We start from the raw sequence: 13152 nt of genomic DNA, 5'->3' as shown, positions 1-13152 counted from the left end.
AAAAAAATAATCAAAAATTTAAGAATTTGACTTTTTATTTGTTAGGCATAATAACTGCATTTTATATTAACAAGAATTATCCCACTAAAATTTTAAACGAATTACAAGAATGGAACTATCACTATAGCTATGCCAAGAGTTGTATTCAGTTAGTCAATATTTATCAAAAAGATGATTGTATTATGGTGCTGTTTCCCTTTGTTGAGCCTACATATTCTTCAAGCTTAAATTTAGTAATTACAAGATTTAAAAATTTGAGTCAATTAAATATCTTGCGCCCTGGAATTGTTAAAGATTTAAAAATCTATAATCAGGGTGAATGGGGCTATATTGATTATATACAAGAAGACCAAAATGGTTTTTTTAACATTCGTGGATGGGCTAAACTACAAACGAGAGTAGCAGATGCTGTAATATTAGCTTACCCAAATGAATCTAATGCTTTGATAGTCGTTGATATCTTATCTATAGGACAAGTGAGACAAGATATTTCAAGGCTTTATGGTTTAAAATATCAAAATTCAGGTTGGTCAGGATATGTGGATTTAAAAAGCAAAATTCCTAATTTTAATAAATCTAATATTCAAGCATATTCATTTGATGCAAAACAGAACATTTTTTACCCTTTAAAAAGTTTGCATTCATAATCAAAATTCCGAATTCAATCTCTAATCTCCAGTACGTCGCACACCAGCCAAAATAAAATTAACTGCTGCTTGAGTATGCTGCTCAATCATTTCTGAACTCAGTAGTTGCAAATCGGGTCTAGTATGTTTGATGTTTTCGTAAGCGTTGAAGTACATATTACAAACCCCAATAATATGCAGAGTTGTGAGAAATGGATCGATCTGACGGAAACAACTTTCTGCCATCCCCCGCTCTAAAATCTTGATGAGATAGCTAAAATTTTCTTGCCAATTTGCCTGTTTGAAATACTTTCCCTGATTTTGGTTGGCTTCTTGAAACCAAAGCATCCCTCTGTGCGGGTGAGCAGCTTCGTAAGCGATCGCTTCTTTGACTAGCACCTTCAACGCCTCCTCTGGTGGGAACTGATCCAAATTTAGCTGCTCAAACCCTTCGTGCATCTCCACCGCCGGACGTTGCAGAACAGCTTCATATAGTCCTTCTTTGCTCTGGAAGTAGTAGTAAATCATCGCTGTGGTGACACCTGAACCTTTAGCGATCGCTCCTGTCCGCGCCCCTTGAAGTCCATTTCTGGCAAACTCCGCTTCCGCCGCATCGAGAATCTGCTTTTTCGTCGCTTCTGCATCACGCACCTGACGCGGCTTTTTAGATGAAAATTTTGACTGTGTTGAACGACCCACGTTGCTCCATCATCATAACGAAAATATATTAACTAAAAAATTGGTTAGTAGTTGACATAGAAAATGAAATTTATTACATTAATATCAACTAACTAAAAATTTAGTTAATTGTATAATTCATTCATGCAGTAGCCGAAGTTAGCCAAGTAAATGCTTGGTAGTGTTAGTTCATCCATTGCAGATAAGACTTGAATTTCCCAATTGCCGTTCGAAATAGCAATATAGGGCAAGTGGCACCAGCTTGTTCACAACTTTTAATTTCCAAGATTCCGTTACCTTTTGCTAACGCATCTATCGAACTTCAATAAATAACTTTTCAATATTTTGGAGGAAAAATGGAACCAATTTTACCAGGTGCGCCTTGGTTAATCGCGCACAAATCTACATTAGGAGTCAATAAACCCAATAAAATAACTTTAAACGGACAGGATTATGTCATTTGGCAAAACCCAAAAGGCGAAGTATTTGCCCTTGATAACATCTGCCCACACATGCAAGCTCCATTATCAAACGGCTGGATTTGTCAAGAGAGAGATACTATTACTTGCCCTTTTCATGCACTAGAATTTGATGGACAAGGTAGACTACAGCAAGGAGAAAAAAAAGATAATCAGCCAATTACCAAACCATTAAAATTAATTATTAGCAATGATTGTATCTGGACTTATGCCGGATTTGAGCCAAGATTACCAATTCCCGATTTGCATCAAAAAATTGTGGATAAATACGAGTTTCTCGGAGTAACTGGGGATAAAAGTATTCAGGGTGAATTCTTGACTAACCTGATGGTTAACTATGACTATAATCACCAAAATGGTACTCATAAAGAACTATTTAAAATTACAACTTGTAACGTCAGTGCTTTTGAAGAAAAAGGATATTATGCCACAGTTAAACAAGAACTGATCAGAGCTAACAACACGCTAGGAGAAATTATCAAAAATCCTGTTTTGGGAATCTTTCCTAAAACACTTTCTAACACACTAGAATATGCATTTCCTTCAACTACAGCTTTTTTTGCTAAAACGCCAATTGGTGATATTGCTCAAATTCATATTCTTTATCCTGAAACAGAAAAAATCACCAAGACGTTTATTTTGATGTATGCCAAAGTCGTCAATCCTTTGATGAAATTTCTGTTTAAAAGCTCAGTTTTACAAGCAGCAGCCACAGTCATCGAACAGGATACAGGTGCAGTTGAAAGTTTGTATCCTCGGCAAAAACCAAAAATTAAATTGCCAAATGAAGAAATTATGTTCTATGCAGAAAAACTCTACCACAATTGGTAATTTTGATTTGCAAAGCCTAACTGCGCTTTACAATTAAACTGTAGCTAACACTGCTGGAGATACTCAAATATGCGGCAACTAAAATCCGCCGAGGAAATGCCTGGTAGCTATGGCTTGCCCATCTTGGGGGAGACTTTAGAAATATTTCGGGATTTAGAACTGTATCTATGGCGAAGATTTCAGCAGCATGGTTCAATTTTTAAAACTAGCGTCATGGGGCGTAAACGTGCTTATTTAATTGGCCCTGATGCTAATCGGCTAGTGCTGGTGGAACAGGCTGAAAAAATGTCGTCGCGGATAGGGTGGTATTTTTTAGAATCAACATTTGGCAATAATATTCTATTACAAGATGGGGAAGAACATCGGCTAACTCGTCGCTTAATGTATCCAGCATTTCATGGAAAAGCGATCGCTACATACTTCGACACCATTCAAAATATCGTGCAAGACTTCCTTAAAGATTGGAGAGAGCAAGGAACGATTTCCTTAAATTCTAGTTTCCGTCAGCTTACCCTGATAGTTGCGACTCGCCTATTTTTGGGAAGTCAGAACAAGAGCGAAGTTGAGCAAACCAGTCAGTGGTTTACACAACTGATAGATAGCAGTATGGCAATATTGAAATGGAATGTCCCTTTTACCTTATATGGTCGCGGTCAAAATGCTAGGGGTAAATTAGTGGCTTTCTTGCGTCAAGAAATCGCCCAACGTATCGAGCAGGGTAACTTAGAAGAATCAAAAGATGTTTTGGGATTGCTGCTAGCAGCTGTTGATGAAGACGGCAATAAGTTGAGCGAAACACAGGTAATCAACGAGGCATTACTATTGCTGTTTGCTGGACATGAGACAACAGCCTCATTACTGACTTGGGTAATCTTTGAATTAGGTAATCACCCAGAATGGCGAGAACGGCTGCGCCAAGAACAACTAGCAGTTGTGGGAAATAATCCCCTTAGCCTGTCTCATCTCAAACAATTTCCACAGTTAACCAACGTCCTAAAAGAAGCAGAAAGACTCTATCCGCCAGTGTATGCCTATAATCGTGGTGTCCTCAAGGATATTGAGTATGGAGGCTATCGCATCCCAGCAGGTTGGTTTGTGACTATTTCGCCAATGCTGACTCACCGTTTACCAGAACTGTACACCGAACCCGATCGCTTCGACCCCGATCGCTTTGCACCACCTCGTGAAGAAGATAAAAAACATCCTTTAGCACTCATGGGTTTTGGTTATGGTTCGCACAGTTGTTTAGGTATGGAATTTGCCCAGATGGAAATGAAAATTGTGCTTTCCACACTACTTCGCCATTACGACTGGACAGTAAAACCGGATTATTCTGCGATCGCTCCAGTTCGCCAGCCTTCTAAAATTAAAGATACTCTACAAGCATATATTGAGCCTTTGGTGATAAAGCATCCTTTGAATAGTCAAACATAAATCTTTGATTAAACAAATCGATTTTGCGCGTTTAGAGACGCAAAACTATGCGTCTCTAAACAGGTTGATACTGAAAGTGTTAGACAGTAAATGTGATCCCAGGAGTGATAGCACTTAAGCTAACATCCTCAGCGACAGCAATCACATCACCGAAAATTGGTGAACCGAAGAAGATGACCGTATCTAAGATAGATGAGTCATTTGAAAAAATACCACTACCAAAACTATTATTAGTATTGAAGTTTTGCTGTACAAATGTGTAATCGCTAGCAGAACCGCGAAGAGCGATCTTGTCCCCATCTAGTAGAGAAAAATCTGCGATCACAGCATGACCAGCTTGCCGATAGGAGTCACCTAGGTTAAATGTATCAACAGATTGAACCCCTCCAAATGCTAATCCTCCTGTTAAAATATCTATCTCTCCGCTATTAAAATTACCACCACCACTGAGGGTATCATTACCCTTACCTCCCGAAAGAATATCATTGCCAGAGTCACCATTTAGGCGATCGTTACCTATATTTCCATCAAGGCGATCGTTGCCCAATCCGCCAAATAGTACATCGTTACCGCTACCAGCTAGCAGAATATCGCTGCCATCGCGACCATTAAGAATTACATTGACGTTTTGGCTGGCACGACTGGCATCTATGCGATTGTTGCTATCTCCTCCTTGGATTTCGACGCTTTCAATATTTTGGAGGGTATCAGTACCTGTGGCTGAATCATCGAGATTGGCCCCAGGACCAAACTTACCACCTTTGAGTTGGCTTTTGTTTGGGTCATTTGCAAATGAGAAAAGCTCAAAGTTATTGTCGCCATTTATGAATAGGAAGTCCTCACCTCCTCCTCCGATATATTGGTCATCACCCGCTCCATCTAAGGCACCATCCGAAAAACTATCTCTCCCGCTTCCACCTTGGATAAAATCATTTCCTTGTCCACCATTAAAATTATTGTCGTCATTTCCACCTATGAGGGTGTCATTGCCATTATTGCCACGCAGGAAGTTAAATCCCGCTCCTCCTACTATGCTGTCATTCCCATCACCACCGTTGATCTGGTCAAGACCACGGCTACCTATGATAGTGTCATTACCAGCACCACCAAAGAGAAAGGTTCGCCCGGACAACAGAGCTTGAGACGCATTAATCGTGTCATTACCCGCAGTACCAGTGAGCCTGACATTCTCAACCTCAGAAAATTGGTGAGCTAAATTACCGACAAACAGCTGATTATTGGTCAAGAAATAATTTGAGGCTCCCTCAACACGCAGTTCGTCATCACCTGCACCGCCAATCAGGGTATCCCCAACATCGCCGAGAGCCGGAAAGTTTCCGTTTTGAGCGATGAGAATATCGTTACCCGCACCGCCATTAACGCGATTGTTTCCAGTTCCACCTATAAGAGTGTCATTGTCATCGCCGCCGTTGAGAGTGTCGTTACCAGTGCCACCATCAAGGGTGTCTCTGTTAAATCCACCATCAAGGAAATCATTACCAAGCGATCCTGATAGAGAATCATTGCCAAAGTTGCCTATTAGAGTATCATTGCCCGCACCACCAAAAACCGTATCGTTACCGGCCAGAGCATCGATTTTATCATTTGCTCCATCAGCTATAATTTTGTCGTCAGCAGGAGTTGGGGTTCCACTAATAATCGCCATAATTTTGTATCTTTGTTTGATTTGGTTGTGAGTTTGTGTATTGTTTTCTTGATTTAGACTTTGGACAAATTTTTCAAAAAAGCTAAATTTGTCCAAAGCCAAACAACTGCTATTGCTGTTATTACCAGGTTGCCTTTTGAACTCAAAAAGGTAAATGTGGATAATTTAAGGAGTTTGATTCCCAAAAAACCAACGGCAAAAGTGGTCAGGTAAGGTTAAGTAAGAAAGTTTAAGGACAGTAATCTTTGCTGAACCAGGACAGGACTGGATTTCAGCCATTAGAATATTATTTGCGAAAAAATCTGGAAAGTTAAAAGTTCGGACTGGATCTCAATATATAAATAGTTGTGATTCATCCATGAACAATGGACTTTGAAACGGCATTAAAAATATTAGATGCAGCAGTTGTTACTCAGACAAAAAGACATCTGAAAGATATTGAAGTAACCATACTGCGTAGCTCTTGGGAAGGGAAGAAGTATGACGAGATTGCCCAAACTCATGGCTACACTACCGAATACCTACAGCATGATGTTGGCCCGAAATTATGGCAGATGCTATCAGCAGCATTTGGCGAAAAGGTCGGTAAAAAGAATTTTCAAGCAGCACTAGAGCGACGGCGTGTTTCCTGGACTGCTGCTTCATCAAAGCGGTTAGAGACAATTTTACAGCCTCAAAAGCTGATGTCATCTTCACAGCTAACAATGGAGAAATTGGCATCGAACAACTCAGTTTCTGAAGAAAATAGCAAGACATTACTAAGCGTATACACAAACGAACAACCCCTACTGAATGCAGAGCCAGAATTACCTGTAGGTCAAGTCCCTCTCTCTTCTAGTTTTTATGTTGAACGCCCTCCAATTGAAGAGCGTTGTTATCAAGAGATTTTGCAGCCAGGTTCCCTGATTCGGATCAAAGCACCTAAACAAATGGGCAAGACCTCGCTAATGGCTAGGATTCTTGATGAAGCTAGACAACATGGTTGTCAAACAGTTTCTATCAGCTTCCATTTAGCAGATAAAGCAGTTTTCGCCAGCTTGGATACATTTTTGCGCTGGTTCTGTGAAAGTGTTGGTAGAAAACTGAAGCAACTTCATCAGTTAGATGATTATTGGAGCATTTATGGCAGCAAGGATAAAACTACTGCTTACTTTGAAGAGTGTTTGTTAGAAGAAATCGATAGCCCATTAGTAATTAGCTTAGATGGTGTTGATCGCATTTTTCCCTATCGTGACACTGCCGAAGACTTTTTTAACCTGTTACGAGCTTGGTATGAGTATGCTAAGTATGGCGATCGCAGTAGCGAACTCTGGAAAAAACTCCGGCTAGTTTTGGTACATTCCAAAGAAGTTTATATTCCGCTAAATATCAATCAATCTCCCTTTAATGTAGGATTGAGCATTGAATTACAAGAGTTTACTCCAGAACAAGTCCAAATTTTAGTTGCACGTCATCAGGGACTAAATTGGACTGATACACAGGTCAAAAAACTGATGGATATGGTAGGAGGACATCCGTATTTAATCCGGCTAGCTCTTTATCATGTTCAACATCGGTACATTACTCTTGAACAGTTGTCGCAAACAGCCGCAACTGGAGCTGCAATTTACCAAGATCATCTCCGAGGACATTTGTGTAATCTCGAACACGATCCAAATTTAGTGACAGCTTTTAGCCAGGTTGTAAAGAGTTTAGTACCGATAGAATTAGACTCGGAATCAGCGTTTAAATTACATAGTATGGGTCTAGTGGTATATTGTAATGACAATAAGGTGATGCCACGCTGCAATTTGTACCGCCAATATTTTCAAAATCGCTTCACTTAGTACAGTTTTGCGTAATAATCTTAGCCTTTTTTATTAATGCAGAGGGATGCATTGGCATTGTAGCGAGATACATTGGCATTGCAGAGGGATACATCGACATTGTAGAGGAATACATTGGCATTGTAGAGGGATGCATTGGCATTGCCAAACTTAATTTGCTACGAATTAATGAAATGCTGTACTTGTACCAATTTTTTGTAAAACTGCACAAAATCCAGTTTAGTAAAACTTGGGGCTTAAGCCTCTTGTTCTAGAGTAAACTCACAAGTAATCGGTATTAAGTGTAGATTTTACCTAAAATTATACGTTGCTGATAGCTGGAAGTTAGGATGCATCCGACGAGCAAAGCAGAAAACTCACCTTATAAATATCAAATCGGAGGGAGTCTGCAAATTGATGCTCCGTGCTATGTGCAGCGAAAAGCCGATAAAGATTTTTATGATGCACTCAAGGCCGGAGAATTTTGTTATGTCTTCAACTCGCGGCAGATGGGTAAGTCTAGTTTGCGAGTGCAAACAATGCGTAAACTGCAAGCAGACGATATTGCTTGTGGTGTTATCGATATTACGGCCATTGGAAGTCAAGATATTACCCCATCTGAGTGGTATTTGGGTGTGTTACGGAGGTTAGCACGTAGCTTCATTCCCAAATTCAAAGTATTGAGTTGGTGGAGCGATCACTCTGGATTATCACCAGTGCAGCGCTTGAGTGAGTTTATTGAGTCGGTGCTATTGGCAGAAGTCTCTGAAAACATGGTGATTTTTGTAGACGAAATTGATAGCATTCTCAAGTTAAACTTCAAGGATGATTTTTTAGCTTTGATTCGAGCTTGCTATAACAAACGAGCCGACAATCCAGCTTATCAGCGTCTTACCTTTGCCTTACTAGGGGTAACTACTCCCTACGATTTGATTCAAGATAAACACCGAACACCTTTTAATATTGGTCGAGCAATTGAACTAAGCGGTTTTCAATGGCATGAAGCTCAACCATTAGCTGAGGGATTAGTGGGTATCGCAAATCCTCAGATAGTGTTGCAAGAGATTTTAGCTTGGAGTGGCGGTCAACCTTTTCTGACTCAGAAGCTTTGTCAATTAGTTGTTGCATCTTCCTCTGTCATTCCAGCAAACGGGGAAGCAGAGTATGTTGAGAAACTGATACGTTCTCAAGTAATTGAAAACTGGGAATCTCAAGATGAACCAGAACATCTCAGGACGATTCGCGATCGCATTTTGAAAAGCGAACGGCATACTAGACAATTGCTGCGCCTTTATCAGCAAATTTTGCAAACAGGCCAAATCACAGCAAATAACAGTCCTGAGCAAATGGAATTGCGACTCTCAGGATTAGTGGTCAAGCAACAGGGTTACTTAAAAGTTTATAACCCCATTTATGCTACTGTTTTTAATCAAAATTGGGTTGATAAAGCTTTATTTGACTTACAATCGGTAGCAACACGGCAAACATTGTCCAGCCAGCGATCTTTTCAAACTGTGCTGATGTTAGCTGTGGTTGTCACAGCCTCGATAATGGGAGTGCGGCATCTTGGACAATTACAAGCTGGGGAGCTAAAGGCTTTTGACCAACTGCTGCGGCTGCGTCCTAGCGAACAAACAGATCGCCGCCTTTTAGTAGTTGCGATCGCTGAAGATGATTTTAAGCTTCCTGAACAGCAAGAGAGAAAAGGGTCGCTCTCAGATCGCGCACTGGCTCAAATTGTCCAAAAACTCGAAAAGTTCAAACCACGAGCTATTGGCTTAGATATTTATCGTGATTTCCCTGTAGATGCCAAAGAAGCACCTTTAGCCATTTGGATGCGGCGTAGCGATCGCTTTATTGCTATTTGCAAAGTCAGCGAACCGACAATTAATGAACCAGGCGTTTCACCCCCTCCAGAAATTCCTATAGAACGTCAAGGCTTTAGCGATTTTGTCCAAGACACGGATGGTATTCTCCGCCGCCATCTGATCGCTATGCAACCAAGTGACTCATCCCCTTGTACTACGCCATACTCCTTCAGCGCTCAATTGGCATTTCGTTATCTACAAACAGAAGGCATTGATATCAAGTACACCAAAAAAAAAGATTTACAGATTGGTAAAGTTGTGTTTAGGCGCTTGCGAGTGCATATTGGTGGCTATCAGAAAATGGATGACTGGGGCTATCAAATATTGCTAAATTACCGTTCCTCTGGCTCTCCCTTAAAGGCTGTGGAGCAAATTACCTTAAAAGAGTTGCTCAGAGGTGCGATCGATCCCAATCTTGTGAAGAATCGAATTGTACTTATTGGTATTACTAACCAAAGCGCCGGTGATTATTTTTCCACCCCCTACACTACCGATCGTAAGCAGGAAATTCCAGGAGTTATGGTTCATGCTCAAATGGTGAGTCAAATTCTCAGTGCAGTTTTAGATGGACGAACCCTGTTGTGGGTTTGGCCTGTTTGGGGTGAGGCTTTTTGGGTCTTTTTCTGGTCTGTTTTAGGAGGAATATTGGCATGGCGGATTCGTCATTCCTGGCTTTTAGGAATAGCGGGAGTTGCTGTAATTGGTGCTATATCGACAATTAGCTTTTTTATGCTGCTGAAAGGTATTTGGATACCGCTTATTCCGGCTGCGATCGCTCTGGTCGTTACAGGCAGTATTGTAGTAATTTACAGCCTTTCTCAAGGCAGTAATTCCTAATTTGTAATGACGCTACCGTCATTAATAAAGGCAGATTGAAAGGGATAATTTCCGAAAAGACCTTTTATATTTTTGAAGATCAAATAACCTCTGAAATGAAGCTAGCTTTTTGATAGAGAATCCTAATTTTACAAAAAAGGCTACAGATTCAACCCAGTAAACCCACATTGAATAAAGTTTTATAAATTACAAATTATGAATTACGTTAGCGTAGCGGTAGCTAGTCCGCGAAGGTCATTACAAATTAGTATTAAACTTGCCTTAGCGATCGCGTTGGTATCGCTCTCCTTCACCCCAGTGCAAGCACAGCCAAGCAAATCTGAAATTTTCACATCACCGATATTTAATGCACCTCCCCCGCCGGGTGACATTAAAGCACCTGGTAATCGTGTTGGAGGAGGAAAGCGTGGCTGTGGCAATACGAACAATCAGCCTACTACATCAAAAGAAAAGCAACTAACAGCGTTAGTTCCGGTTTATCAGTTTCCCAATGAGGAATTAGTCTTGGGATTAACAACTTCCTCTCATCCAACTTTCTGGTTTTACGTTCCTGATGTAACTAAAGTTTCGGCAGATTTTGTATTACAGAATGAGGATGGGGAGACTATATATCAAACTCCTGTTTCACTATCTGGGACACCAGGAATTGTTAGCCTCTCTCTGCCATCAACAGCTTCCTCGTTAAAAATTGGCAAGCGTTATCATTGGTACTTCAATATTTACTGCAATCAAGAGCAATCACCTGTTTTTGTGAATGGTTGGATTAAAAGGATCGAACTCAACCCAGTTCTAAAAAGTCAGTTAGAGAAAGCAACACCAAGGCAGCGCGTTGCTCTTTATGCCACTAGTGGTATTTGGTACGAATCCCTGATTGCTTCAGCCGAACTTCGCCGTATAGAACCCAAACATGCTGATTGGGCTAGGATGTTGCAAGCTGTCGGTTTGAATAACATTGCTTTAGAACCGATAGTAGACTGCTGCCGATAGCCGAATAACAGATACAGCAGATTGCGCTCTAATCGAATACACGTAGAGACGTAGCAGTGCTACGTCTCTACAAGGTTTTGGGTTTTATATATGTACTTCATTTACCTGAAATGTGCTGTAATCTATACTGGTGCAGCGTATTTCATGTATAAAGTACATGAGTAGGGGCAATTCATGAATCATTGGTGTCAACTTAAGCCTGGGCGAATGGAATTCGCAGCTACACAAATAAGAGAAAATTAATATTTTTAACCCGCACAGGCGGGTTTCGTCTGTGTAGACGCGGTTTCTAACCGCCCTTCTAACTAAAATCCTAATTTCTCCAACACTGGCTTGGTGGAAACAACGTGCCTTTCTAAACCCAGTTCTTTTGGATTAACCCCAAGTGCTAAAGCAATCAACTGGGGTAAATGCAATACTGGTAAACCTAACTTTTGCTCAATTACCTTTTCCACCTCTGGCTGACGCGAGTCTAAATTTAAGTGGCACAGTGGGCAAGGTGTAACTATACAGTCAGCACCAGAACTCAAAGCGTCTTGAATATGCATCCCCGCCATTTTGAAAGATTGGGTAGTGGCATAACTAGCAAGAGGCCAACCACAACATTGTGTCCGGCCTCGGTAATAAATTGGTGTTGCACCTACAGCCCGAAACATATTTTCCATCGCTTCTGGTTGGAACGGGTCGTCATAAGGCATGGATTTTTGGGCGCGGAGGAGATAACAGCCATAAAAAGCCGCGCATTTTAATCCAGTTAACTTCTGGGTGACACGTTTGGTAATTTCGTCTAAACCGTAATCTGTCACCAAAGCGTAGAGAAGATGTTTAACGTCAGTACTGCCACGATAAGGCGAACAGCCTTCTTTATGCAGCAAGCCATTCACCTGTTCAATGTATGTAGGATCAGTTGTCTTACATTCTTTCAGGTGTTCGTTCACATGACCAATAACACCTTGACAAGTACTGCAATGGGTAAGTAAGGGCAAATTTAATTCTTCTGCTAGGGCGATATTTCTAGCGTTGACTGTATCTTCTAACAGTTGAGAATCTTCTTTAAATGTGCCTGAACCACAGCAAGCAGCTTTTTTAAGTTCAACCAATTCAATACCTAGTGCTTTAGTAAGGGCTTGAGTTGACTGGTAAAGTTCCCGACAGGCCCCTTGAGCAACACAACCAGGGAAATAAGCGTACTTGAGTTTGAGTGTCTGAGATAGCATAGAGGTATATTTGGGTTAGAGCGATCGCTCTAAACAATAACTGTTTTATTACTTCCTTGTTAGCACCAAAATTATGATGTTTGACTTTCAGCGATTCTTTAACCATCTAGGTTCAAAGCCGCAGCGTCTAAATATTCTGATTGCTAGCAAGGCTGTAAATACCGATCGAGACATTGTAAAAAAATTTAGCAATAATTGACAATAAAAGCATTTACACGGTATCGGCGATGGCGTAGCCCGCTCCCATAAACAACTGTTCCCAGAAAAGTTACCCTATTCTTTTGAGGAACAGGAGAGGTTTTCTAACAGAAAAACTCTTGGTAGTATACGGGCGATCGCGCTTGACGATAAGATGTATATGCTCAAAACAATGTCTTCTCTAAAGAGTAGATCCTAGCAACTGGTTAAGGACTTTTATTATTTATGAGCCAAACGGAACTTTTTGAAAAGGTCAAGAAAATCGTCATCGAACAACTGAGTGTTGAAGATGCTTCCAAAATCACTCCACAAGCTAAGTTTATGGAAGATTTAGGAGCTGATTCCCTGGATACTGTTGAACTCGTGATGGCTTTGGAAGAAGAATTTGATATCGAAATTCCCGACGAAGCTGCCGAGCAGATTGTATCGGTTCAAGACGCAGTAGATTACATCAATAACAAAGTTGCTGCATCAGCTTAAAAAAGTTTTGAGTCTCTGTTCGCCCTTGGAGTCTCCGATTGGGAGA

The 13152-nt window shown here is 40.7% G+C and carries 10 protein-coding genes; 7 read left to right on the top strand and 3 right to left on the bottom strand.

Going from position 1 to position 13152, the window contains the following annotated elements:
* Nucleotides 1–647, top strand: a 647-nt coding sequence (locus G1O98_RS18195; RefSeq protein WP_163930258.1) for a hypothetical protein, incomplete at its 5' end; no start/stop codon positions are given.
* Nucleotides 648–668: 21 nt separating this feature from the next.
* Here the strand turns inward: G1O98_RS18195 and G1O98_RS18190 are convergent.
* Nucleotides 669–1325 carry a TetR/AcrR family transcriptional regulator gene (locus tag G1O98_RS18190; RefSeq protein WP_163930256.1) on the bottom strand — a complete coding sequence of 219 codons (657 nt, stop codon included), beginning with the start codon at nt 1323–1325 and terminating at the stop codon, nt 669–671.
* 335 nt (nt 1326–1660) lie between these two features.
* On the opposite strand from G1O98_RS18190, the gene G1O98_RS18185 reads away from it, so the two are divergent.
* The gene (locus G1O98_RS18185) at nt 1661–2614 is read left to right on the top strand and encodes a Rieske (2Fe-2S) protein (RefSeq protein WP_163930254.1); all 954 of its coding nucleotides are present in this window, start codon (nt 1661–1663) and stop codon (nt 2612–2614) included.
* Nucleotides 2615–2683: 69 nt separating this feature from the next.
* Nucleotides 2684–4048 (top strand): cytochrome P450, encoded by a 1365-nt coding sequence (locus G1O98_RS18180; RefSeq protein WP_163930252.1) that lies wholly within the window; start codon nt 2684–2686, stop codon nt 4046–4048.
* Nucleotides 4049–4127: 79 nt separating this feature from the next.
* Here the strand turns inward: G1O98_RS18180 and G1O98_RS18175 are convergent, their stop codons facing one another.
* The gene (locus G1O98_RS18175) at nt 4128–5714 is read right to left on the bottom strand and encodes a calcium-binding protein (RefSeq protein ID WP_163930250.1); all 1587 of its coding nucleotides are present in this window, start codon (nt 5712–5714) and stop codon (nt 4128–4130) included.
* Nucleotides 5715–6079: 365 nt separating this feature from the next.
* On the opposite strand from G1O98_RS18175, the gene G1O98_RS18170 reads away from it, so the two are divergent.
* The 3 genes from G1O98_RS18170 to G1O98_RS18160 all read left to right on the top strand — a co-directional run bounded on the left by G1O98_RS18170 (nt 6080) and on the right by G1O98_RS18160 (nt 11211).
* Nucleotides 6080–7540: an AAA-like domain-containing protein gene (locus tag G1O98_RS18170; RefSeq protein WP_163930248.1), complete on the top strand. Its 1461-nt coding sequence runs from the start codon at nt 6080–6082 to the stop codon at nt 7538–7540.
* A gap of 329 nt (nt 7541–7869) precedes the next feature.
* Nucleotides 7870–10224 (top strand): CHASE2 domain-containing protein, encoded by a 2355-nt coding sequence (locus G1O98_RS18165; protein ID WP_163930246.1) that lies wholly within the window; start codon nt 7870–7872, stop codon nt 10222–10224.
* Nucleotides 10225–10419: 195 nt separating this feature from the next.
* Complete coding sequence (locus G1O98_RS18160) at nt 10420–11211, top strand: DUF928 domain-containing protein (protein ID WP_163930243.1); 792 nt, start codon at nt 10420–10422, stop codon at nt 11209–11211.
* A gap of 305 nt (nt 11212–11516) precedes the next feature.
* Here the strand turns inward: G1O98_RS18160 and G1O98_RS18155 are convergent, their stop codons facing one another.
* Nucleotides 11517–12428 (bottom strand): CoB--CoM heterodisulfide reductase iron-sulfur subunit B family protein, encoded by a 912-nt coding sequence (locus G1O98_RS18155; RefSeq protein WP_163930241.1) that lies wholly within the window; start codon nt 12426–12428, stop codon nt 11517–11519.
* Nucleotides 12429–12851: 423 nt separating this feature from the next.
* Between G1O98_RS18155 and acpP the strand changes: the two genes are divergently transcribed.
* Nucleotides 12852–13106 (top strand): acyl carrier protein, encoded by a 255-nt coding sequence (acpP, locus tag G1O98_RS18150; protein ID WP_012410880.1) that lies wholly within the window; start codon nt 12852–12854, stop codon nt 13104–13106.
* Nucleotides 13107–13152 lie beyond the last annotated feature (46 nt).

Origin of the sequence: Nostoc sp. UIC 10630, assembly GCF_010747425.1 — a bacterium.
Taxonomy (GTDB): domain Bacteria; phylum Cyanobacteriota; class Cyanobacteriia; order Cyanobacteriales; family Nostocaceae; genus Nostoc.
This window is presented reverse-complemented; position numbering and strand designations above follow the sequence as displayed.

Excerpts from the sequence above, each read along its gene's own strand:
- G1O98_RS18185 (WP_163930254.1), top strand. The coding sequence starts at position 1,661 with ATGGAACCAATTTTACCAGGTGCGCCTTGGTTAATCGCGCACAAATCT.
- G1O98_RS18180 (WP_163930252.1), top strand. The coding sequence starts at position 2,684 with ATGCGGCAACTAAAATCCGCCGAGGAAATGCCTGGTAGCTATGGCTTG.
- G1O98_RS18175 (WP_163930250.1), bottom strand. The coding sequence starts at position 5,714 with ATGGCGATTATTAGTGGAACCCCAACTCCTGCTGACGACAAAATTATA.
- G1O98_RS18170 (WP_163930248.1), top strand. The coding sequence starts at position 6,080 with ATGGACTTTGAAACGGCATTAAAAATATTAGATGCAGCAGTTGTTACT.
- G1O98_RS18165 (WP_163930246.1), top strand. The coding sequence starts at position 7,870 with ATGCATCCGACGAGCAAAGCAGAAAACTCACCTTATAAATATCAAATC.
- G1O98_RS18160 (WP_163930243.1), top strand. The coding sequence starts at position 10,420 with ATGAATTACGTTAGCGTAGCGGTAGCTAGTCCGCGAAGGTCATTACAA.
- G1O98_RS18155 (WP_163930241.1), bottom strand. The coding sequence starts at position 12,428 with ATGCTATCTCAGACACTCAAACTCAAGTACGCTTATTTCCCTGGTTGT.
- acpP (WP_012410880.1), top strand. The coding sequence starts at position 12,852 with ATGAGCCAAACGGAACTTTTTGAAAAGGTCAAGAAAATCGTCATCGAA.